The organism is Microbacterium sp. NPDC089320 (assembly GCF_040684875.1).
Classification (GTDB): Bacteria; Actinomycetota; Actinomycetes; order Actinomycetales; family Microbacteriaceae; genus Microbacterium.
Window position 1 is genome coordinate 207,563 of the sequence record NZ_JBFBGY010000001.1, and the last position, 21,913, is coordinate 229,475.

At 69.6% G+C, this 21,913-nt stretch carries 22 protein-coding genes; 9 read left to right on the plus strand and 13 right to left on the minus strand.

Features of this window, described 5'->3' with window-relative positions:
- Window positions 1-60: 60 nt before the first annotated feature.
- Complete coding sequence (locus AB0N61_RS01000; protein WP_363361117.1) at window positions 61-1,467, minus strand: NtaA/DmoA family FMN-dependent monooxygenase; 1,407 nt, start codon at window positions 1,465-1,467, stop codon at window positions 61-63.
- 120 nt (window positions 1,468-1,587) lie between these two features.
- On the opposite strand from AB0N61_RS01000, the gene AB0N61_RS01005 reads away from it, so the two are divergent.
- Genes AB0N61_RS01005 through AB0N61_RS01025 form a run of 5 tightly spaced genes read left to right on the plus strand, consistent with a single transcriptional unit; the run spans window position 1,588 to window position 6,686 of the window.
- The gene (locus AB0N61_RS01005) at window positions 1,588-2,277 is read left to right on the plus strand and encodes a hypothetical protein (protein ID WP_363361119.1); all 690 of its coding nucleotides are present in this window, start codon (window positions 1,588-1,590) and stop codon (window positions 2,275-2,277) included.
- On the plus strand, window positions 2,274-3,566 hold the full coding sequence (locus tag AB0N61_RS01010; protein ID WP_363361120.1) for an aminotransferase class I/II-fold pyridoxal phosphate-dependent enzyme: 1,293 nt from the start codon (window positions 2,274-2,276) through the stop codon (window positions 3,564-3,566). The genes AB0N61_RS01005 and AB0N61_RS01010 overlap by 4 nt, the downstream gene beginning before the upstream one ends.
- 31 nt (window positions 3,567-3,597) lie before the next feature.
- Window positions 3,598-4,653, plus strand: coding sequence for an LLM class flavin-dependent oxidoreductase (locus AB0N61_RS01015; RefSeq protein ID WP_363361122.1), 1,056 nt, complete (start codon window positions 3,598-3,600; stop codon window positions 4,651-4,653).
- A gap of 37 nt (window positions 4,654-4,690) precedes the next feature.
- Window positions 4,691-5,686 (plus strand): Gfo/Idh/MocA family oxidoreductase, encoded by a 996-nt coding sequence (locus AB0N61_RS01020; RefSeq protein WP_363361123.1) that lies wholly within the window; start codon window positions 4,691-4,693, stop codon window positions 5,684-5,686.
- On the plus strand, window positions 5,679-6,686 hold the full coding sequence (locus AB0N61_RS01025) for an NYN domain-containing protein (protein ID WP_363361124.1): 1,008 nt from the start codon (window positions 5,679-5,681) through the stop codon (window positions 6,684-6,686). Before AB0N61_RS01020 ends, AB0N61_RS01025 begins: the two co-directional genes overlap by 8 nt.
- A gap of 19 nt (window positions 6,687-6,705) precedes the next feature.
- Here AB0N61_RS01025 and AB0N61_RS01030 read toward each other — a convergent pair whose 3' ends face one another.
- The 8 genes from AB0N61_RS01030 to AB0N61_RS01065 all read right to left on the minus strand — a co-directional run bounded on the left by AB0N61_RS01030 (window position 6,706) and on the right by AB0N61_RS01065 (window position 14,933).
- Window positions 6,706-6,999 (minus strand): Dabb family protein, encoded by a 294-nt coding sequence (locus AB0N61_RS01030; protein WP_363361125.1) that lies wholly within the window; start codon window positions 6,997-6,999, stop codon window positions 6,706-6,708.
- Window positions 6,996-8,021: a sugar phosphate isomerase/epimerase family protein gene (locus AB0N61_RS01035; protein ID WP_363361126.1), complete on the minus strand. Its 1,026-nt coding sequence runs from the start codon at window positions 8,019-8,021 to the stop codon at window positions 6,996-6,998. The genes AB0N61_RS01030 and AB0N61_RS01035 overlap by 4 nt, the downstream gene beginning before the upstream one ends.
- Window positions 8,022-8,048: 27 nt before the next feature.
- Complete coding sequence (locus AB0N61_RS01040) at window positions 8,049-8,900, minus strand: sugar phosphate isomerase/epimerase (RefSeq protein ID WP_363361127.1); 852 nt, start codon at window positions 8,898-8,900, stop codon at window positions 8,049-8,051.
- Between the two features lie 82 nt (window positions 8,901-8,982).
- On the minus strand, window positions 8,983-10,191 hold the full coding sequence (locus AB0N61_RS01045) for a substrate-binding domain-containing protein (RefSeq protein WP_167947865.1): 1,209 nt from the start codon (window positions 10,189-10,191) through the stop codon (window positions 8,983-8,985).
- A gap of 2 nt (window positions 10,192-10,193) precedes the next feature.
- Window positions 10,194-11,243 carry an ABC transporter permease gene (locus AB0N61_RS01050; RefSeq protein WP_363361129.1) on the minus strand — a complete coding sequence of 350 codons (1,050 nt, stop codon included), beginning with the start codon at window positions 11,241-11,243 and terminating at the stop codon, window positions 10,194-10,196.
- Window positions 11,240-12,322, minus strand: coding sequence for an ABC transporter permease (locus AB0N61_RS01055; RefSeq protein WP_363361131.1), 1,083 nt, complete (start codon window positions 12,320-12,322; stop codon window positions 11,240-11,242). The genes AB0N61_RS01050 and AB0N61_RS01055 overlap by 4 nt, the downstream gene beginning before the upstream one ends.
- Window positions 12,319-13,827, minus strand: coding sequence for a sugar ABC transporter ATP-binding protein (locus AB0N61_RS01060; protein ID WP_363361132.1), 1,509 nt, complete (start codon window positions 13,825-13,827; stop codon window positions 12,319-12,321). Before AB0N61_RS01060 ends, AB0N61_RS01055 begins: the two co-directional genes overlap by 4 nt.
- Entirely contained in the window at window positions 13,824-14,933 is a 1,110-nt protein-coding gene (locus AB0N61_RS01065; RefSeq protein WP_363361133.1) for a Gfo/Idh/MocA family oxidoreductase, read from the minus strand. Before AB0N61_RS01065 ends, AB0N61_RS01060 begins: the two co-directional genes overlap by 4 nt.
- 112 nt (window positions 14,934-15,045) lie before the next feature.
- On the opposite strand from AB0N61_RS01065, the gene AB0N61_RS01070 reads away from it, so the two are divergent.
- A complete protein-coding gene (locus AB0N61_RS01070) occupies window positions 15,046-16,242 on the plus strand; it encodes an ROK family transcriptional regulator (protein WP_363361135.1) in 1,197 nt (398 codons plus the stop codon).
- Between the two features lie 29 nt (window positions 16,243-16,271).
- Here AB0N61_RS01070 and AB0N61_RS01075 read toward each other — a convergent pair whose 3' ends face one another.
- Both AB0N61_RS01075 and AB0N61_RS01080 read right to left on the minus strand, forming a co-directional pair.
- Window positions 16,272-17,411 (minus strand): Gfo/Idh/MocA family oxidoreductase, encoded by a 1,140-nt coding sequence (locus AB0N61_RS01075; RefSeq protein ID WP_363361136.1) that lies wholly within the window; start codon window positions 17,409-17,411, stop codon window positions 16,272-16,274.
- Complete coding sequence (locus AB0N61_RS01080) at window positions 17,411-18,217, minus strand: sugar phosphate isomerase/epimerase (protein ID WP_363361137.1); 807 nt, start codon at window positions 18,215-18,217, stop codon at window positions 17,411-17,413. Before AB0N61_RS01080 ends, AB0N61_RS01075 begins: the two co-directional genes overlap by 1 nt.
- Window positions 18,218-18,325: 108 nt before the next feature.
- Between AB0N61_RS01080 and AB0N61_RS01085 the strand changes: the two genes are divergently transcribed.
- From AB0N61_RS01085 to AB0N61_RS01095, 3 genes are read left to right on the plus strand one after another with little or no spacing between them, the layout of a single operon-like run.
- On the plus strand, window positions 18,326-18,937 hold the full coding sequence (locus AB0N61_RS01085; protein ID WP_363361138.1) for a helix-turn-helix domain-containing protein: 612 nt from the start codon (window positions 18,326-18,328) through the stop codon (window positions 18,935-18,937).
- 9 nt (window positions 18,938-18,946) lie between these two features.
- Window positions 18,947-19,576: a DUF4166 domain-containing protein gene (locus AB0N61_RS01090; protein ID WP_363361139.1), complete on the plus strand. Its 630-nt coding sequence runs from the start codon at window positions 18,947-18,949 to the stop codon at window positions 19,574-19,576.
- Window positions 19,577-19,632: 56 nt separating this feature from the next.
- On the plus strand, window positions 19,633-20,559 hold the full coding sequence (locus AB0N61_RS01095) for a DUF1731 domain-containing protein (RefSeq protein WP_363362027.1): 927 nt from the start codon (window positions 19,633-19,635) through the stop codon (window positions 20,557-20,559).
- On the opposite strand, the gene AB0N61_RS01100 is transcribed toward AB0N61_RS01095, so the two are convergent.
- Both AB0N61_RS01100 and AB0N61_RS01105 read right to left on the minus strand, forming a co-directional pair.
- Window positions 20,556-20,942 carry a PLDc N-terminal domain-containing protein gene (locus AB0N61_RS01100; RefSeq protein WP_363361141.1) on the minus strand — a complete coding sequence of 129 codons (387 nt, stop codon included), beginning with the start codon at window positions 20,940-20,942 and terminating at the stop codon, window positions 20,556-20,558. The genes AB0N61_RS01095 and AB0N61_RS01100 overlap by 4 nt on opposite strands.
- A 38-nt stretch (window positions 20,943-20,980) precedes the next feature.
- Entirely contained in the window at window positions 20,981-21,910 is a 930-nt protein-coding gene (locus AB0N61_RS01105) for an aldo/keto reductase (protein ID WP_363361143.1), read from the minus strand.
- Between the last annotated feature and the right edge of the window lie 3 nt (window positions 21,911-21,913).

Here is a 21,913-nt window from a genome sequence, read left to right on the forward strand (position 1 = left end):
CCTGTCACGAGACGTCATGACACGTCACCCGGCGCAATCCGACGTAACGGATGAGGCGGTTCAGCGGACCAGAAGCGAAGATGCGGCCCGCTGATCGTCGCCGACGCCGAGTCGGGCGCGCAGCGAGGAGGGCTCGCCGTCGCTGCGACCGAGCAGTCCACGGCGACGCAGCTCGGGAGCGGCGAGGCGGGTGAAGGCCTCGAACTGCGAAGGCTGGAAGGCCGACAGCACGTTGAAGCCGTCGGCTGCGCCCTCGTCGCGCCAGGTCTCGAAGTGATCGGCGATTGTCGAGGCGTCGCCGACCACGAAGGCGGCCGGCACGGCGTGGGCTGCGACGAGGTGACGCCAGGTCAACGCCGTCGCACCGTCGTCGCCGACCCGGAGTCCGGCGATGAGTCGCAGTCGTTCGACGAGCGCCGCTCCCGCCTCCCCGAGGCGCGCGGCCTGATGGTGTGTCACGACCTCGTCGAATCCCGCTGACCGCAGCGGGTCGTCGGCGTCGACGCTCAGGGCGTCGGCCAGGGCCGAGACCGATCTGTTGGCCGGGAACGCCGTGCGGGACGACTGGTGCCCTTCGTCGAGCGGGACGAGGGCGAGCAGCCGCTCGACGATGCGGTGGGCGTCGGCATCCGATGCGGCGACCACCGGCAGCACGGGCGCGATCACCGCCAGACTCTCGGGCGGGCGGCCCGACTCTGCCGCGATGTCGCGCAGCTGCCGTCGCGTGGCGATCGCGTCGGCGATTTTCGGGGCGGCGATGAGGGCGAGGTCGGCCTCGGTCGCGGCGAGCGCCCGCGACCGCGGCGAGGCGCCCGCATGCACGAGGGGGATCCGCCCCTGCGGCGGTCGGGCGACGTTCAGCGGCCCCGAGACGCGCACGTGCTCGCCCCGCAGCTCGGCGCCGCGGAGGCCGTCCGGGTCGATGAGCACGCCGCGTGCCGCATCCGCGATCCACGCGTCCTCGCTCCACGAATCCCACAGCCGTCGCAGCGCGACCACGAACTCCTCGGCGCGGTCGTATCGGCTCTCGTTGTCGGCGTGCGCGTCTCTGCCGTGATTGCCTGCGGCGCGGGGTTCGGCGCCCGTGACGAGGTTGACGCCGGCGCGACCGCCAGTGAGCAGGTCGAGGGATGCCAGCGACCGCGCGGTCGCGTACGGGTCGGCGTAGGTCGTGTTCACCGTCGCGATGAGACCGATGCGCGAGGTGACCCCAGCGAGGAACAGCACCGCACTCACCGGGTCGATGCGGGCGAGCAGGTACGGGTCACGGAATTCGAGGTCGGGCCCGGTGGCCAGCCAATCGCCGAAGAACAGATAGTCCAGCCCCGCGTCCTCTCCCTCGCGCGCGATGTGGCGGAGGATGCCGGCATCCGTCGAGGGGTCTCGATGCGCGCCCGGCTGACGCCAGCCGGAGGGATACGCGCCGAGTGTGCGCACCATGGCGCCGATGATGAGGGGTTCGGTCATGCACCCGAAAGTATGAGCGCGGTCGAGAGCCCGCCAATCGATGCGGAAGCGCAGCGAAACGGAGCGCAACACGGCGACATATGCTCCCCGAGTGTCGGAGGCCGATCGGAGGATGGGAGCATGACCACGACCTCCTCCCCCGCGCTCTGGGCGCCGCCCGCCCGCGTCCGCGGCACGCTCGCCCTCGTCACCGGCCGCGGCGAGCGCGCCGGCGTCTACGAGCGTTTCGGCCGTCGCCTGAGCTCCGACGGCTACGCCGTCGCCGTCTTCCAGGAAGACGTCGAGGCCGCCAGCTCCTGGCTCGCGCAGTCGACCGACGGTCCTCGGGTCCTCGTCGGGTCCGATGCCGGAGCCTCCGCCGTGCTCCACCAGGTGGTTCGCGGGGCGGCGGTCGACGCCGCGGTCATCGTGGGCACCCTGGTCGACGCCGAGCTCGATGTGCCCTCCGACGAGCAGCGCACGGCCTGCCCGCTGCATCTCGGGGTTCTCGCGGCCGAGGCGTCGTCCGAGTCCCTCGCCGCCGCCGAGCCGCTCCCGGCACCCGCCGATCTCGCCGCCATCGAGGTGCCGGTGCTCGCGATCCATGGTGGCGCCGACAGCGTGTCGCCGCTGCCCCATCTCCTCGAGGCGCTGCGCACGGTGCCCGACCTCGAACTCGTCGAGACCGTCGACGGACTGCACGATGCGCTCAACGACCAGTCGCACCGCAGTGTCGCCGCCTCGCTCGTGCTGTGGCTCGAGCGCCTGCGCACCGGAGACGCTCGCACGGCGATCGTCCGCACGCACGAGAGCATCGCGGTCGCCGCATGACCGAGTTCGCGACGCGGCAGATCCAGGCGGGCTACGTGCCCGGCACCCCGCAGAACAGCGCCGTCCCGCCGATCTATCAGACCGCGGCCTACGAGTTCGCCTCGCTGGCCGAGGCAGCCGACCTCTTCGCACTGCGCTCTGTCGGCAACCTCTACAGCCGCAATGCGAGCCCGACCCAGCAGGTCCTCGAAGAGCGCGTGGCCGCCCTCGAGGGCGGGGTCGCGGCCGTCGCCGTCGCCTCAGGGCAGGCCGCGGTCGCGGTGACCCTGCTCGCGCTCGCGGGTCGCGGCGGGCACATCGTCGCCGCCTCCCAGCTCTACGGCGGCACCGTCGACCTGCTGCAGGAGACGTTCGACGACTTCGGCATCCCGGTGACCTTCGTCGACCAGGACGACCCCGAGGCGTGGCGCGCCGCGATCCGCCCGGAGACGCGAGTGCTGTTCGCCGAGTCCATCGCGAATCCGATCGCGCAGGTGCTCGACATCCGCACCGTCGCCGACATCGCGCACGACGCGGGGGTGCCGCTCGTGATCGACAACACGGTCGGGACGCCCTACCTGGTGCGCCCGGGCGAGCACGGCGCCGACTTCGTGGTGCACTCGGCGACCAAGTTCCTCAGCGGCCACGGCACGTCGCTCGGCGGTGTGGTCGTCGATCAGGGCACCTTCGACTTCGGTCGCGAGCCGGCTCGGTGGCCCCAGTTCACCGAGCCCTACACGCGGGTCGGGGACTTCACCCTGTGGGAGCGCTTCGGCTCCGGGCAGGCGTTCGCCGCGCTCGTGAAGTCGAAGTACGTGCACGACCTCGGCCCCTCGTTGTCGCCGTTCAACGCCTGGCAGATCCTGCAGGGCATCGAGACTCTCGACCTGCGGGTGTCACGCCAGAGCGGCACTGCTCTCGCCCTCGCCCGGCATCTGCAGCAGCATCCGGCCGTCGCGACCGTGCACCACCCTGGCCTCGACGGCAACCGCTGGCATCCGCTCACCCAGCGCTATCTGCCGCGCGGCGGCCCCTCGGTGTTCTCCTTCGACCTCGCCGTCCCCGACGACTCCGAGACGCAGAGCCGGGTGGCGAGAGTGATCGACTCGCTGCAGGTCATCAGACTGGTGGCGAACATCGGCGATGCACGCAGCCTCGTCAACCACCCGGCGTCGATGACGCATTCGCACCTCACGGCCGATCAGCGCGCCTCTGCCGGCATCTCGTTCACGACGATCCGCCTGTCGGCCGGACTCGAGGATCCGCGCGACCTGATCGCCGACCTCGACCGCGCGCTCGCGCTGGCCTGAACGCGGTCCGATCCCCGATCCAAGGAGCACCATGGCAATCGATCTCGGCTATTGGACCCCCGTCTACGGCGGATTCCTGCGCAACGTCACGGATGAGGGCCGCATGGCTGCCACCTGGGAGTACATCCGCGAGGTGTCGGTGAGGGCCGACCGGCTCGGATTCCACACCACCCTGGTGCCCGAGCTCTACCTCAACGACCGCAAGGGTGTCGACGCGCCGAGCCTGGAAGCCTGGTCGCTGTCGGCATCCATCCTCGCCGTGACCGAGCGGCTGCGCGTGATGACGGCCGTGCGTCCGGGGTTCCATCTGCCCGCGGTGCTCGCGAAGACCGTGTCGACGCTCGATCAGATCGCGCCGGGGCGCGTCGCCCTCAACGTCGTCGCCGCCTGGTGGGCCGAGGAGGCCCGGCAGTTCGGCGGACAGTTCACGACGCACGACGAGCGCTACGTGCAGGCCGAGGAGTTCGTGACGGTGCTCAACGGCCTGTGGGAGCACACGCCCTACACGTTCGCCGGGTCGCACTACTCCCTCGACGGCACGATCGTCGAGCCGAAGCCGTCGAGCCACCCTGTGGTCTTCGCCGGGGGCGAGAGCGAGGCGGGGCGCGAGTCGATCGCGGGCTTCGCCGACGCCTACGTCATGCACGGCGGCACGCTCGACGAGGTGCGAGCGAATGTGAGCGACATGAACGCCCGGTCCGAGCGACTGCACGGCCGCCCCATCGCCGAGTTCGGGATGCCGGCGTACGTGATCGTCCGAGACACCGAGGCCGAGGCGCGGCGCGAGCTCGACCGCATCACGACGGTCGACCCCGACTCCCCCGGCTACGCCTCGTTCGAGGAGTTCCAGCGCAACTCCAAGCTGTCGCTCGAACTGACGCGTCGGGAGTACTCGGTCGGCACCCGCGGGCTGCGTCCGAACCTCGTGGGCACGGCCGAGCAGGTCGCCGAGCGCATCCACGAGTACGCGGAGGCCGGCATCACGCTCCTGCTCATCCAGGCGTCGCCGCTCGACGAGGAGCTCGAGCGGATCGCGGAGCAGGTCTTCCCGCTCGTCCCGCAGCGGACGCTCGCGGCGCTGACCTGATCGTGCGGGTGTCGGCGTCACCCCCTACGCTGAGATGATGACTGGTCTTCGTTGGGGAATCCTCGCGACCGGCGGCATCGCCGGCGCGTTCGCATCCGATCTGCGCACGGCAGGACTCGATCTCGTCGCAGTGGGCTCGCGCTCACAGGAGTCGGCCGACGCGTTCGCGGCGCGCTTCGACATCCCCCGCGCGCATCCCTCCTATGAGGCTCTCGTCGCCGACCCCGAGGTCGACATCATCTACGTCTCGACCCCGCATCCGATGCATCACGAGAACGCCCGCCTCGCCCTCGAAGCGGGCAAGCACGTGCTGGTCGAGAAGGCGTTCACCCTCAACCGCGCCGAAGCCGAAGACCTGCAGCGTCTCGCGGCAGACCGGGGTCTGCTCGCGATGGAGGCGATGTGGACGCGCTACCTGCCGCACATGGTCCGCATCCGAGAGATCATCGCCGCGGGCACGCTCGGCGAGATCCGCGCCGTGAGCGCCGACCACACCCAGCTGCTCCCCTCCGACCCCGAGCACCGTCTGAACGCGCTCGAGCTCGGGGGCGGCGCCCTTCTCGACCTCGGGATCTACCCGATCTCGTTCGTGTGGGACATCCTCGGCGCCCCGACCGGCATCCACGCCGTGAGTCGTCTGATCGAGACCGGAGCGGATGCCGAGGTCGCCACCGTCATGACCCACGACGGCGGAGCGATCTCGACCACGCTGTCGTCGTCGCGCGCCGCGGGTCCCAACGCCGCGAGCATCATCGGCACCGCGGCCCGCATCGACATCGATCGCGTCTGGTACACCCCGACCACGTTCCGGGTCGTGCAGCCCGACGGCACGGTCATCGAGGAGTACGTGTCCGAGGTCGACGGGCGCGGCATGCAGTACCAGGCGCTCGCGGCCGAGCGCCTCGTCGGAGAGGGTCTGCTCGAGGGCGACATCCTGCCGATCGCCGAGACCGTCGCGATCATGGGCACGCTCGACGAGATCCGCGCGCAGATCGGGGTGCGCTACCCGCGCGAGGAGGCGGACAATGGCTGAGGCCACCGACGCCCGCGTCGCGGTCTACCTCGACTTCGACAACATCGTCATCTCCTGGTACGACCGCGTGCACGGCCGCAACGCCTACGGCAAAGACCGTCAGCGCATCACCGAGAACCCCAACGATCCCGAGGTCACCGAGCGGCTCTCTCGGGCGATGATCGAGGTCGGTGCGATCATCGACTACGCGGCGTCCTTCGGAACCCTCGTGCTCACGCGGGCGTACGCCGACTGGTCGTCGCCCGTCAATGCGGTCTACCGCTCGCAGCTCGTGGCCCGCGCGGTCGACCTGGTGCAGCTCTTCCCGGCCGCCGCCTACGCGAAGAACGGCGCGGACATCCGCCTGGCCGTCGATGCTGTCGAAGATATGTTCCGCCTGCCCGACCTCACGCACGTCGTGATCGTCGCCGGAGACAGCGACTACGTCCCGCTCGCCCAGAGGTGCAAGCGGCTCGGTCGCTATGTCATCGGCGTCGGGGTCGCGGGTTCCACGGCCAAGTCGCTCGCCGCCGCATGCGACGAGTTCGAGGCATACGACTCTCTCCCCGGTGTCGTGCGACCGAGCAAGACCACCGCCGCGCCGGTCGTGGCGGCGCCAGAGACCACGGTCGAACCGGTGGCCGAGCCCGCCGCCGAACCTGCTGCGAAGGCCAAGTCACGACCGCCCACGAAGGCCGCCAAAGCCAAGGCGGCCGCCGCCGCGGCCGCACCGGCGGCGCACTCATCGGCGAAGCTCGACGAGCACGGAGAGGGCACCGAGCAGAGCGAGGCGACGGAGCTGCTGCAGCGCGCGCTGCGCCTCGGGCACGACAAGGCCGATGCCGACGACTGGCTGCACAGCTCCGCCGTGAAGACGCACATGCGGCGCATGGACCCGTCGTTCAGCGAGAAGGCCCTCGGCTACCGCTCGTTCTCGGATTTCCTCAAGTCGCGCGACAGCATCGCGGAGCTCGAGGAGACCGGGCACGAGCGCCTGGTGAAGTTGCGCGACTCGGCCTGAAGGTCGGCCGACCGCGACGTCACTCCTCGAAGTCGTACTCCTGGAACGCCGCGACCTCGGGCACCCAGCGCTCCGACACGAAGGCGGCGTGCGCCGGGTGAGCGTCATAGGCGCGATACGCATCCCGGTCGCGGAACACCATCGAGAACTGATGCTCGAGGTCGCTCTTCGGACTCACCTGTCGACGGACCGTGAAGTCCTCGACACCCGGGATCGACGTCAGCACGGCTCTGCCCGTCGCGAGGAACTCCCGTTCCTCCGGGCTGCCCGCCTCGTGCACGAGACGGAAGACGACGGTGTGCTGGATGGTCATGATGATTCCCCGGTCTGCTGGCTGCTGAAGGCGGCGTCGAACGACGCGGCGGGAGCGGGCCACAGCAGCGAGCGCACGTAGGCGAGGGCCTGCGGCGCCCCATGCAGCCTGTCCATCCCGGCATCCTCCCATTCGATCGAGATCGGGCCGCCGTAGCCGATCGACTCGAGAGCGCGGAACGCATCCTCCCAGGGCACGTCGCCGTGGCCGGTCGACACGAAGTCCCATCCGCGCCGAGGGTCGCCCCACGGCAGATGCGAGCCGAGCACCCCCGCGCGCCCGTTGTGGGGCCGCATCCGGGTGTCCTTGCAGTCCACGTGGTAGATCCGGTCGGCGAAGTCGACGATGAACCCGACGGGGTCGATGTTCTGCCACATCATGTGCGACGGATCCCAGTTGAATCCGAACGCCTCCCGGTGATCGATGGCCTCGAGCGTCCGCACCGACGACCAGTAGTCGTACGCGATCTCACCGGGGTGCACTTCGTGCGCGAACCGCACCCCCTCGCCGTCGAACACGTCGAGGATGGGGTTCCACCGGGCGGCGAAGTCCTCGAACCCGCCCTCGATGACGGATGCCGGCACGGGCGGGAACATCGCCACATAGGGCCAGATCGACGAGCCGGTGAACCCGACGACGGTGTCGACGCCCAGCTTGCGGGCGACCCGTGCCGCCCGCTTCATGTCGTCGGCCGCGCGGGTGCGCACGCCCTCGGCCTCGCCGTCGCCCCACACGTAGTCGCGCAGGATCGCCCGGTGACGGAAGTCGATGGGGGCGTCGCAGACCGCCTGGCCCGCGAGGTGATTCGAGATCGCGAAGATCTGCAGCCCGTGGCGATCGAGGATCTCGCGACGCGAGGCCGCGTACGCGTCGTCCTCGTCGGCACGCTGCAGGTCCAGATGGTCTCCTGATGCTGCGACCTCGAGGCCGTCGTACCCCCAGTCGGCCGCCAGCCGGGCGACCTCCTCGAACGGCAGATCGGCCCACTGACCGGTGAACAGGGTGACCGGATGCGTGGTCATGGACACTCCTTCGTATCGCGTGACGGGTCAGGCGCCGAGGGCTCTCAGCGCCTGGATGCTGCGGGAGGCGAGCTCGTCCTGGCTCGCCGCGAGCGGTCGCCAGACGGATGCGGCGACGGCGATCGTCGCGTTCTCGCCCGTGAAGCTCTCCAGCCCGAGCGGTCCCTGATAGCCCGCGTCGTCGAGGGCTCGCAGGATCTCCGGCCAGTCCGTGTGATCGTCGCCGACGGCGCCCCGATCGCTGCCGCACACCTGCACGTGGGCGATCGCCGAGCCCGCTGCCCGGATGGCATCCCCCGGACGCTTCTCCTCGATGTTCAGGTGGTAGGTGTCGAGCGCGAGTCCCACGCCCGCGCCGAGCAGCGGTGCGAGGGCATCGAGGCTCTGCTCGACCGTGTTGAGCAGGCTCGTCTCGTAGCGGTTGAGCGGTTCGACGGCCAGGGTGATGCCGGCGCCGGCGGCCTCGGTCGCGACCAGCTCGAGATTCCGGCGCAGCTCGCGCACCACTTCCGAGCGCTCCTCCTCCGACATCCGCCAGGTCGCCCCGGTGGGCGCGTAGAACGGCCCGGCGACCACCGCGGAGCCGAGCGTCGCAGCCGCCGCGATGCACGAGCGCAGGTAGTCCTGGGTGGCCGCGACGTCACCGGCACGCGCGAGCATCGAGCGACCGGGCCCCATCGCTCCCACCACGATCGCGTCGAGGCCGATGCTGTCGAGCACATCTCGCGTCCGTGCCGGGTCCCAGTCCCCGATGCTCTCGAGCGGGAGTTCGAGAGCCTGGTAGCCCATTCCCGCGGCCTTCCGCGCGAGCGGCTCGAGCGTCGCATCGGTCAGCGGGGACGTCCACACCCAGGTGTTGACGGCGAGCGTGCGAGGCATCCTGCTCCTTCGGGGATGACGCGAGTGCTCCCACCCTTCCATCCGCGGTGCGCGAGGGGAAGGGCGGGAGCATCACTGCGGGTTACGGGATCTGACGTTCCTGCCAGACCGTCGGGTAACCGGGGAGGTTCTCCCCGCCGAACTTCGCGTAGTGCCCGTCCGGCATCCCCTCGTTCGCGGCGAGGTAGTCGTCGAGCTCGGCTTCGGTGATCGGCTTCTGCGGGAGCACCCACTCCTTCGGAACCTCTTCGCCCGCGAAGATCATCTGCGCGGCGAGCAGCGGAGTGCGCCACTGGAAGTTCGAGTAGACGGGCGCGAGACCGGTCAGACCGGTGTCCTTCCACTTGCGGAGGAAGCTCATCTCGTCCTCGCCGGTCATCACCGGGTAGTCGGCACCGGCGTCCTCGAAGGCCTCGATCGCGGCGACGGCGCCGTCACCGGCATCCATCCAGACTCCCTGCACGTCGCCCTTGGCGAGCTCGTCGCTGATGATGCTCTTGATCTCGGCCGGGTCGGCGCCCGTGAAGTAGTCCACGGCCTCGATCCCCGCCTCGTCGAACAGCTTCTCGGCTGCGGCCCACCGATGCTCGAGCACGTCGACGCCCGGGAGGATGCGCAACGCCACGACCTTGTCGCCCTCTTCGAGGTTGTCGATGAGGAACTCGGCCGTGTCGATGCCCCACGCGAATCCGCCGATCGGGTGGATGAACGTGACCGGGCAGTCGGTGTCGACGCCGCGGTCGAACACGATCACGGGCTTGCCGGTCTCGCAGGCGCGCTCGACCGCCGGGGTCATCGCCGCGGTGCTGTTGGGAGAGATGAGGAAGACGTCGCATCCACCCTCCGAGATGAAGTAGTCGATGTCGGCGATCTGCGTGTCATCCGAATCCTGCGCGTCGCGGGTCTCCATCTCGCTGATCGCCCCGGCCTCCTGCAGAGCCTTGAGCTGCTCGTTCATCGTGATCCAACCCGTCTGCCGCCACGGGTTCGAGATCGAGGCGTTCGCGAAGCAGGCCTTCTTGGCGCCCTCGGCGGCGAACTCCGACGTGTCGACCATCTCGGCGTTGATGTGCTGGAGGTAGGGCTCTGTCGCCGGACCCTGCGGCTCGACGCCACGCTCCTCCATCTGCTTGTCGAAGAGCTCCTGGTCGAACCATTCGGTGGTCTCGGCCGACTCCTCGGGGTTCTCCGACTCCGCCGGCGCCACGGACGGGTCTGTCGTACACCCGGCGAGCGCGATGAGGCCGAAGAGAGCCACCCCTGCGGTGGCGATCTTCATCGATCGTCGCATTGCTAATCTCCTCTGGTTTCTGTGTGGATGGTGCTGGTTGTTACGGGTTCTGCGGTGTCTTCCCTCGAGGGGTCGGGAGGCGTCTGCGGGCCTCGCCGTCGCCGCACTCGGAAGGCGACGGCGGAGTACGCCACGGCCGCGATGATGATGACCCCCTGCACGGCGTCGCGGAGCGTCGACGGGACCCCCGCGATGTTCAGCAGCATGAAGAGCGCTTCGAGCGCGAACGCACCCGCTGCTGCGGCGACGATCCAGCCCCGGCCGCCGCCGAGCACGACCCCGCCGAGGACGACGGCGGTGATGGCGACGAACTCGTAGCCGCGGCCGACCGAGGGGTGCACTCCGGCGTATCCGACGAGGAGCACGGCCGAGAGCGTCGCCGACAGCGACGAGATCACGAAGGCGCGCGTCGTCACCCAGGCGCTGCGTGCGCCGGCGAAGTCGACGGCCGTGGCGTTGTCGCCCACCGAGATGAGCAGCTTGCCGAGCGGGCGCTTCGTGATCCAGATGCCGAGGGCCAGCCAGCCGGCCAGGATGAACACCGCCCACGGGATGAAGTCGAGGAACGGCACATCGCGGATGCCACCACGGCCGATCTCGCGGAAGCTGTCGGCCGGGTTGCCCGTGGCCGCTCCCCCGGTCCACCACATGACGCCCCCGAGAAGCGCGAGCATCATGCCGAGCGTGACGATGAAGGAGGGCACCTTGAGCAGGGTCGTGATCACGCCGTTCACGAGTCCGACGACCACCCCGAACACGATCATGAGCAGCAGCACCGGCACGGTGCGCGTGTCATCCTGGCCGACGAGGTTGCCGGCGATGATCACCTGGGCGGTGATCAGCGACCCCTGCGACAGGTCGAACTCGCCGGCGATGATGACGAAGTACTGCCCGATCGCGACGATCGCAATCGGAGCCACTCGCTGGATGAATCGCATGAGCTGACCGGGTTCCGCGAAGCTCGGGTTGAGGATCATGACCGCGACGAGCAGGATCACCAGCAGCAGGAACACCGCGCCTCGCGGGCTCACGAGGGTCCGAAGCGCATTCACGACCGGCCTCCTTCCGCAGCGGTGCTCGTATCGGCGAGCTCGGATGCCGCGGCCGCCATCTCGGATTCGGCCGCCTTGGCGGCGTCGTCTCCCCCGGTTCTCGTGCCGCCGGGGCCGAAGCGGGGGCGGCGGCTGACGATCGAGCGCCGGCTGTAGACCGCGACGGCTGCGACGATGACGACACCGCGAACGACGTCCTTCAGGAACGGGTTGACCTGCATGACGCTCATCACGTTGTCGACGACCGCGAGGATCGCGACGCCGCCGATCGTGCCCCAGATCGAGCCGCGCCCACCCAGCAGCAGCGTGCCGCCGAGAACGACGGCTGCGATCGACAGCAGCGCGTAGCCGCCCTGCTGGCCGACCGTGGGACTCCCGACCCCGAGACGGCTGGCGAGCAGCAGTCCGGCGAGACCCGCGAAGACGGAGCACAGCACGTGCGCGGCGATCAGCGGCGGACGGGTGCGCACACCCGACAGCCGTGCGATCTCGGGGTCGCCGCCGACCGCATACAGGTGGGCGCCCGTGCGGGTGCGGTTCAGCAGCAGCCAGACGACGACCGCGAGAGCGATCATGATGATCGTCGACACGGGCACGGGTCCGACTCCGGTGGCGCCGATGAGCTGGAACTCCCACGGCACGCTACCGGCGGAACCCTCGAAGTTGGTGTTGAGGATCCCCTGCAGGATCAGCCCCACCCCGAGCGTCGCAATGAACCCGTTGACCTTCAGCACGGTGACGATGAGTCCGTTGGCCAGCCCGATCACGGCGCAGACGAGCAGAGTGACCGAGACCGCGGCCGGGATGTTGGCCGGGTTGCCGTTCATGATGGTGGCCGCCAGGAGGCTCGACAGGCTCACGACGTAGGTCACCGACAGATCGAGCGATGCTCCGAGCACCACGAGGGTCTGACCGATCGCGACGAGCCCGAGGACGCTCATGCCGGTGAGGATGTCGCGGATGTTGCCCGCGCTGAAGAAGTTGCGACCGACGGTGGCGACGAGGATGGCCCCGACGATGAGGGTCAGGATCAGGATCCCGAGCACGATGACCGTCGAGTCGATGCGGACCCGCTTCATCGTGCACCTCCGTCGATCGTGGCTCCGGTGGCCGCGCCGAGGATCTCGTGCTCCGCGGATCCGGCCGGCAGCTCGGCGACGAGCTCGCCGTCGTGCATCACGAGGATCCGGTCGCTCATCCCGATCACCTCCGGGAGTTCGCTCGACACCATCAGCACCGCCTTGCCCTGAGCCGCGAGGTCGCGCATCAGCTGGTAGACCGCGTATTTCGCACCGACGTCGATGCCCCGAGTGGGTTCGTCGAACAGCACGACCTGCGGCTGGGTGAGCAGCCATTTGGCGAGCACGACCTTCTGCTGGTTGCCGCCCGAGAGGAATCGCACCTCCTGATCGAGGCCGCGCGAGCTGATCTCCAGCGAGCTGAGCACGCCGGGCACCTCGCGCCTCGACGAGGCGGTGCGCGCGGTGAAGACGCTGCGGATCACGAGGAGGGCGTTGTCGAGCACCGACTGCCCCAGCGCGAGCCCCTGTGCCTTGCGATCCTCCGAGACGAGCGCGAGTCCCGCTCGCACCGCCGCCCTGGCGCTGGTGATCCGGGTCGCCGAGCCGTCGACCCGCATCGAGCCCCGGACGAAGGGATCGATGCCGAAGATCCCCTCGACCAATTCAGTGCGTCCGGATCCCTGGAGTCCCGCGATCCCGACGATCTCGCCGGCACGCAGCGTGAGCGACACCCCGTCGACGAACGCGTTCCCACACCCGTCGAGCTCGAGCCGCGGCTCGCCCACCGCGGTGCCCTCCACAGCATCCGGATAGTACGACTGGATCGAGCGGCCGACCATGCGGCGCACGAGCTCGTCGGTCGTCAGGGCGCTCTTCTCATCGGTCGACACGAGAGCGCCGTCCTTGAGGATCGTGATGCGGTCGCAGAGGTCGAAGATCTCCTTCAGCCGGTGCGAGACGTAGATCACGGCCACCCCGCGCGAGGTGAGCCGACGGATGATGGCGTACAGCAGCTCGACCTCGCGGTCGCTGAGAGCTGCGGTCGGCTCGTCCATCGAGATGACCTGCGCCTCGAACGACAGCGCCTTCACGATCTCGACGATCTGCTGCTCGGCGACGGTCAGCGAACCGACTCTGGCCTGCGGGTCGATGAAGGAGACGCCGAGGTCGGCGAGGAGATCGCCGGTGCGACGGATCATCGCCGTCCGGTCGACGAAACCGCCGCGGCGGGGCTCACGTCCGAGATAGACGTTCTGCGCGACCGTCCGCTCGGGCAGAAGCGTGAATTCCTGGAAGACGGTCACGATGCCGTCGTCCATCGCCTGGCGCGGGTGCGCGTATCGCACCTCATCGCCGCGGTAGCGCACGACACCGTCGTCGGCGGGCTGCACACCGGCGATGATCTTCATGAGCGTGGATTTCCCCGCGCCGTTCTCGCCGACGAGTCCGTGCACCTCACCCGGGCGCACGTCGAAGTCGATGCCTGTGAGCACCTCCACTCCGAAGAACGACTTGCGGATGCCCGAGACCTCGAGCACGGGCCGTGTGATCGTCGCGGTCATGCCGCCACCTCCGTCCATCGCCCGTCCGCGACCGCCGAGGCGAGGACCGCCTCTGTCAGCACGGCCGAGCGGAGTCCGTCCTCGAATGTCGGCAGCCCGTCGGGGGTCTCTCCGCCGATCGCCGCGTAGACGTCGGCGATGAACCCGTTGAAGGCGTCCTGATAGCCCATGGCATGGCCCGAGGGCACGTGCTGCAGACGCGCCGAGTCCGGCGCCGCGGTGAGGGGGTCGCGCAGCAGGAGCCGAGACTCCTCGCGCATGCCGATCCACAGCTCTTCCGGGCGCTCCTGCTCGAAGCGCAGAGACTGCCTGGTTCCGTGGAGCTCGAGTGTGAGGGCGTTCTTGCGTCCAGCGGCCATCTGCGAGATGAGCAGGGTGCCGAGGGCTGCGGACTCGGTCTCGACGAGGATCGCGACGATGTCCTCCGTATCGACCGCGCGTCCGGCTCGCTCGGCGAAGACCCGCCGGGTGCGAGCGCTCAGCGACCGGATCCGCTGTCCGGTCACGAATTCGAGGAGATCGCAGAGATGCGACCCGATGTCGGCGAACGCCCGCGAAGGACCGCCGGATGTCGACCGCACCCGCCAGTCGTCGTCCGTGGAGAGGAGCATCCAATCCTGCAGATACGAGCAGTCGAGCGTGAGGAGCTCTCCGATGTCGCCCCGAGCGACACGGGCGCGCGCCTCCCGCACCATCGGGTGGTAGCGGTACACGAAGGGCACGGCGGCGATGCGCCCGCGGGACGCGGCGGCCTCCGCGAGCTCCCGCGCGTCCGCTGCGGTGGTGGCCAGCGGCTTCTCGCAGATGACGTGCTTGCCCGCGTCGAGTGCACGCATCGCCAGCTCGGCGTGCGTGGCGTTGGGCGTGCAGATGTGCACGACGTCGATGTCCTCGGCCGCCAGCAGCGTGGCGGCATCCGCCTCTGCTCGGCCGGCGCCGAGATCGTCCGCAGCCTGACGCCCACCGGCGGCGGAGCGGGTGGCGACGGCGCGGAGGTCGCCCCCTGCGTCTCGGGCTGCGGTGCGGTGCACGCGAGCCATGAATCCTCCGCCGAGGATGCCGGCTCGGATCGTCCCGAGACCGGTGTCTGTGACATCCGTTGTCATGGCGGCGAGTCTGACACGGGTTCCGAACTTTTGCTAGGTCTTCGGCAAAAGTTCTTTGTAACGAATCGAAAGTCGACCGAGATATGGCGCAAGTCTGTGGTTTACTGACGCAATGGTCGACGCACTCCGCACCGCCGCGGCAGCGAACCCCGGGGCGGGCGAGATCTTCCAGATCCTTCGCGACGGCACCGCTCGCACCAAAGCCGAGCTCGCGGCCATCACGGGTCTCGCCCGGTCGACGGTCGCCCTGCGGGTCGACGCCCTTCTCGCCGCCGACCTGCTGCGCCCCGCGGGCGAGGCCGCATCGACCGGTGGCCGCCCGCCGGCGCGACTCGCCTTCAACTCCCGAGCCGGCGTCGTGCTCGCGGTCGACCTCGGCGCGACTCACGCGACCAGCGCGGTGGCCGATCTCGCCGGCGTCATCCTCGACTCGCGCACCCGGACGATCGACATCGGCGACGGTCCCGAGAGCCTGCTCGACGTCATCCTCGAAGACGGCGCAGCTCTGCTCGAGGCCTCCTCCGCCGCCGGGATCCCTCTGCTGGGCGTGGGGATCGGCGTGCCTGGCCCTGTCGAGCACTCGACCGGGCGACCGACCAACCCGCCGATCATGCCGGGATGGGACCGCTTCGACATCCCCGCCTATGTGCAGCGCACGTTCGATGTGCCGGTCCTCGTCGACAACGACGTGAACATCCTCGCGCTCGGTGAGCAGGCCACCATCTGGCCGCACATCGACGATCTCGTCTTCGTCAAGGTCTCGACCGGCATCGGCTCCGGCATCATCGCCGGCGGACAGCTGCAGCGTGGCGCACAGGGGTCGGCCGGCGATCTCGGGCACGTCCAGGTTCCGAACGGCGCAGGATCGGCGAGAGAGCCCGGCGACGAGCGCGACCTCGAGGCGCTCGCGAGCGGATCGGCTCTGGCTGCCGCTCTGCACGACGCCGGATACGCGGCGCACAGTCCCGCAGATGTCGTCGACCTGGTCCGTTCGGGAAATCCCGCCGCGATCGAGGCGACGCGTCAGGCGGGACGGAACGTCGGCGAGGTGCTCGCGACCGTCGTGAACCTGCTCAACCCGTCGATCATCGTGCTGGGCGGCAGCATCGCCCGCGCCGGCGAGCACCTTCTCGCCGGGGTGCGCGAGGTCGTCTACCGACGATCCATCCCCCTGGCGACCCAGCATCTCGCCATCGTGCAGTCGCAGGCCGGTGATCGGGCCGCGGTGCTCGGGGCCGCGATCATGGTCGCCCGCGAGGTGCTCTCACCCGTGAACGTCGACCGCTATGTGGCGACGAAAGCGCGCTGACCGCGCCGTCGCCGCCACACCGGCCGCTCTCAGAGAGTCGCCTCGAACGGGTCGAAGTCGGCGCCCAACGATCCGACCTCGTCGATCGTGCTGTCGACCCGCACGAAGCTGCGCGATTCGGCGGCCTCTTCGATCGACAGCAGCGTGTCGAGGACGTGGTAGCCGAACTCGCCCGTCGCGACATGCGGCCGGTCGGCGGCGATCGATCGCGCCATGTCCAGCAGTCCGACGCCGCGACCCGAGAGGACGCCCTCCTGCTCGACGTCGACGATGTCCTGCACGGTCGGCTCCGGCGGCACGAACACACGGGACAGTGGCCGGGTGATCGTGATCGGGCCGCCGAACGTGTTCGGATCAGGAATCACGATCGTGCCCTCGGTCCCCGTGATCTCGACGATGCCCTGGCGCAGCAGAGGCGAGTCGGTGCTGTACAGGCTCTGCGCCTGACCGCCCTGTTCGAAGTCCATCAGCACGCTCAGGGTCGAGGGTATCTCGACCGGGAACTCCTGTCCGGCGAGCTCTCCGACCTGCACCGTGCGCGTCGGCGCACCCTGCAGCCCGAGCGCGGCGACGGCCGCGACCGGACCGAACACGTGCACGAGCGCCGAGACGTAGTACGGTCCCATGTCCAGCAGCGGGCCCGCGCCCTTGGCGTACAGGAACGCCGGGTTCGGGTGGAAGATCTCCGGGCCCTGCCACTGGAACGTGGTCTGGGCGAAGAGCGGGCGACCGATGTCGCCGCGGGCGATCGCGCGCTTCGCGGTCTGCACTCCGGGTCCGAGCACGGTGTCGGGCGCGACCCCGACACGGAGCCCTGCGGCCTCCGCCGCCCGCAGCAGACGCTGCGACTCGTCGCGGCTGACGCCGATCGGCTTCTCGGTCCACACGTGCTTTCCGGCGGCGAGGATCGCCTCCGACACCTCGACGTGCACGGCCGGGATGGTGAGGTTCACCACGATGTCGATCTCGGGGTCGTCCAGCACGAGGTCGACGCCGCCCGCCCGAGGGACGCCGTACTTCTCGGCCTGGGCTCTCGCGCGGTCCTCGAGCAGGTCGCCGATCGCGATCACGCGCACGTCGGGGAACGTCGTGAGGTTCGACAGGTACTGGTCGCTGATGTTTCCTGCGCCGATGATCCCGACGCCGACCGGTCCGTTTCCGATCGCCATCAGCCGGCGACCTTCTCGTCGAGGTAGACCCGGCTGCGCTCGACCGCATCCCAGAGGTCGCCCTCGAAGTGATCGAACTCGACGATCGCGAGTTCGAGAGCGGGGGCGGCTGCGATGGCCTCGACGAGCGGCACCGCGCCTTCGCCCGCAGCGACCTGGTCGGCGGGCGGGTAGGCGCTCAGCAGCGCGGGGTCGAGCGTGCCGTCCTTGGCGTGCACCGCGATCACGCGGTCACCCAGGCGCTGCAGGAGTGCGACCGGGTCGACCCCGCCGCGCGCGACCCAGTACAGGTCGACCTCGAGCACGACGCGCTCGTCGAGCAGGTCGGCGAGCACCTCGAGCCCGGTGACGCCGTCGAACACGGCCTCGAGCTCGTGGGCGTGGTTGTGGTAGCCGACGCGCACGTCGACGGTGGCACCGACGGCGGCCGCCTCGTTGAGCAGGCGTGCGGTCTCCTGGATCTGCTCGACCGACTCCCACCGCGCGGGCTCCGTGTAGGGGTCGATGACGGTGCCCATGCCGAGCACCTTCGCGGCGGCGAAGACCTCGGCAGGCGAGGGCACGGGAAGGGTGGTGCCGCTGCCGTCCGGGTTGACGAACGACTCCGAGGCGAGGAACGCGTGGCCGGAGGGCGCGGTCAGCCCCGCGGCTGACAGCGCGTCGGCGAGCGGCTGGGCCCGGCGCACGAAGTCGTAGGGCTCGACGGCCGTGAAGCCTCTCGCGGCGACCTCCTTCAGCGAGCCTTCGAGGTCGGTCTCGAGCTGGTCCTTGATCGTGAACAGCTGGATGGAAGTCTGGATCGCCACGGGTCTCCTTCGGTCGGCGGTGACGTGCGGGCCGTCATCGCCCGTCTGTCCGAGCACGCTATCACCAAATACCTCCGCGCGGAAGTTTTCGATCTGTAGACTGCGATCATGAACCAGGAACAGGATCGTCCGCGCCAACGCGGGGCATACGCGAAGGGCATCGCCCGCCGCCAGGAGATCCTCGACCGCGCCATCGAGGTCTTCGCCGCTCGCGGTGCCGACCGCACGAGCCTCCGCTCCATCGCGAGCGCCGTCGGCGTCACGCACGCGGCGCTCACCCACTACTTCGGATCGCTCGAGGAGCTGCTCGTCGCGGTGTACCAGGAGAGCACGGCGCCCGGCCGCCAGCAGCCCGACGCCCTCCCGGCCGATGCGACACCCGTCGAGCGGATGATCGAATCGGCGCGCACGAACCGCGAAGTCCCGGGGCTCGTCCAGCTCTACTCGATGCTCGTCGCGACCGCACTCGAAGAGGGGCACCCTGCTGCCCGCGAATTCGCGACGACCCGCTTCGCGCGGTTGCGCACAGACATGGCCGCGCTCGTGCGGGAGCAGCAGGACACCGGTCGCATGCGCGACGACGTGGATGCCGAGGCCGTCGCCGCGCTCGTGGTCGCCGCCTCCGACGGCCTGCAGACCCAGTGGCTGCTCGACGACTCCGCCCCGCAGCACGAAGCGCTGGCGCTGCTCGACCGACTGCTGCGTCCGGCCCCTCGCTAGGGTGAGGGTGTGACAGCACCCACCCCTGATCGACGGTCACCCTACGAACGTGCGCTCGGCGAGCGCATCTCGCAGCTCCACCCCAAGACCGCCTGGTACTTCCGCACGATTCCCGACGGTCATGTGGGCGTCGGCACCGGCGTGTTCACGACCGCGGGCTCGCGGCATCGCTGGCTGTGGCCGGCGTTCCGGATCGCGGAGTCGCTCGGTGTCGCTTTCGCCGGATGGGAGCACGACGTCCCGTTCCGCATCGAGAATCGCACGGTCGCGGGTGAGGCGCTGGCCGTCCGGCACTTCGAGCTCCCCGGACGCACGTGGGTCATGCCCGACGTCGTCGCCCTCGGCGCGAATCGCGTCCTGCGCAACGAGATCGGCCCTCGCCGCACCGTCGTCACCACCTTCGACATCGACGTGCGCGACGGAGCGGTCGTGCTGACCATCCGCCGCGTCGGGTTGCGGCTCGGACGTCTGCGCATCACGGTGCCTCGCCTGCTGAGTCCGCGCATCGGTCTGGTCGAGCGGTGGGACGAACAGCGCGAGCGGCATCACGTGAACATGACCATCGACGCCCCGCTGCTCGGACGCGTCTACGAGTACACCGGCTTCTTCGAGTACGCGATCGAGAGCGAGACCCCGTGACGGATTCCACGCCCCTCCTCACAGGCCCCGTCGTGATCGGCGGCTCGACCGGCTTCATGGGCCAATACCTGATTCCGCGTCTGCGCTCGGCAGGACGCGAGGTGATCACGGTCTCGCGGTCGGGCGCCGACATCTCGTGGCAGGACCAGGCGGCGATCGACCGGGCCGTCGACGGCGCATCGCTCGTGATCGGCCTGGCCGGCAAGAGCGTGAACTGCCGCTACACACCGCAGAACCGCGCGGCGATCTTCCGCTCGCGGCTCGACACCACCGCAGCCCTGAGCTCCGCGATCGCGAAGGCCGCGAACCCTCCCCCGTTGTGGATCAACTCATCCACTGCGACGATCTACCGCCATGCCGAAGAACGGCCGATGACCGAGTCCTCGGGCGAGATCGGCACCGGGTTCTCTGTGGAGGTGGCCAAGGCGTGGGAGCGCGCACTGTTCGCAGACGACCTCCCCCGCACGCGGCGGGTGGCGCTGCGCAGTGCCATCGTGCTGGGTCACGGCGGCGTGCTCGGCCCGCTCAGGAATCTGGCTCGGCTCGGCCTCGGCGGGGCTCAGCACGACGGTCGCTGGCCGATCAGCGGGGCGCGCCGCGCCGCCGGCACGGGGCACCGACCCGGGGCGCGCCGCGGACGGCAGCGGTTCAGCTGGGTGCACATCGAGGACGTGGCCCGCATCATCGATTTCCTCGAGGCGACGCCCGACCTCGACGGCCCCGTGAATGCCGCCTCTCCGTTCCCCACCGACAACGCCGACTTCATGGCGACCGTGCGGCGAGTGCTGGGGGTGCGCATCGGCCCGCCGATGCCGCGGTGGATGCTCGAGCTCGGCGCCATCGGGATCCGCACCGAGACCGAGCTGATCCTCAAGAGCCGGTGGGTGATCCCCGAGAAGCTGACGCTCGCCGGATTCGAGTTCGCCTACCCTCACCTCGAGGATGCTGTGCGGGAATCCTTCGACCTCGAGCGCGTCGACTAGCTCGACGCGTCCGCAGACCCGTCGCTGGCGTCACGCCGTCGTTTCTCGATCTCCTGGCGCAATCGCCACTCCTCGATCTCACGATCGAGGTCCGCGATCTGCTGCTCGGTGCTGCGCGCGTCGACCGGTGGGGCCTGGCGAGGTTCTGGGCGGCGCGCCGCGGGCCGCGCAGCCGGCCGCATCCGTGGAATCCGCAGACCCGCCTCCGAGTACTCCCTGCCGATCGCGAACCACAGCAGGCCGCCGATCAACGGCAGCAGGATCACGATGATGATCCATCCCATCTTCGGCAGGAATCTCACCTGCGCGTCGTCGCGGCGGATGATGTCGACCAGGGCGCCGACCATCAGCGCGATGACGAGGAGCGAGAACAGGAACGGCATGTGCTCAGGGTAGACGACGCCCGTGTCGCCCGCGCCCGCTACGGGAGCAGGTGGCCCGCCGCACGGAAGAGCTCGTACCACTCGGCACGCGTGAGCTCGATGTCGGCGCCCGCTGCAGCATCCTGCACCCGCTGTGGAGTCGTGGTGCCGAGCACGACCTGCATCTTCGCGGGATGACGCGTGATCCACGCCGTCGCGATCGCGATCGGAGCGACCCCGTATGACGCCGCCAGCCGATCGATCACGGTGTTCAACTCGGCGTACTCGGGGTTGCCGAGGAAGACCCCGGTGAAGAAGCCACCCTGGAAGGGCGACCATGCCTGGATGGTGATGCCGTTGATGCGGCAGTATTCGACGATTCCTCCGCCGTCGCGGACGATGCTCTGGTCTTCGCCGGCCATGTTCGCAGCGACGGGCTGAGCGAGGATCGGCGCGTGCGTGATCGAGAGCTGCAGCTGATTGGCGATGAGCGGCTGGGTGACAGCCGTGCGCAGCAGGTCGATCTGTCGCGGCGTGTGGTTCGAGACACCGAACGCGCGGACCTTGCCCGCGGCCTCGAGCTCGTCGAACGCCCTGGCGACCTCGTCGGGTTCGACCAGCGCATCGGGCCGGTGCAGCAGGAGGACGTCGATGTGGTCGGTGCGCAGCGCGGCCAGCGACCCTTCGACCTGGCGGACGATGTGCTCGTACGAGAAGTCGAACGAGCCCTCCGCGGGGTGGATGCCGCACTTGGTCTGGAGCACGATCTCGTCGCGCTCGGCGGCGCTCAGGCCCAGGGCGTCCGCGAAGCGACCCTCGCAGACGTGCATGCTGCCGCCGTAGATGTCGGCGTGGTCGAAGAAGTCGATGCCCGCGCTGCGGGCCGTGTCGTAGAGTTCGCGGATCTGCGCATCGTCCTTCTCGTTGATGCGCATCATTCCGGCGACGACGGCGGGGGCTGTGGCGGTTCCGAAGGGGATGGTCTTCATACC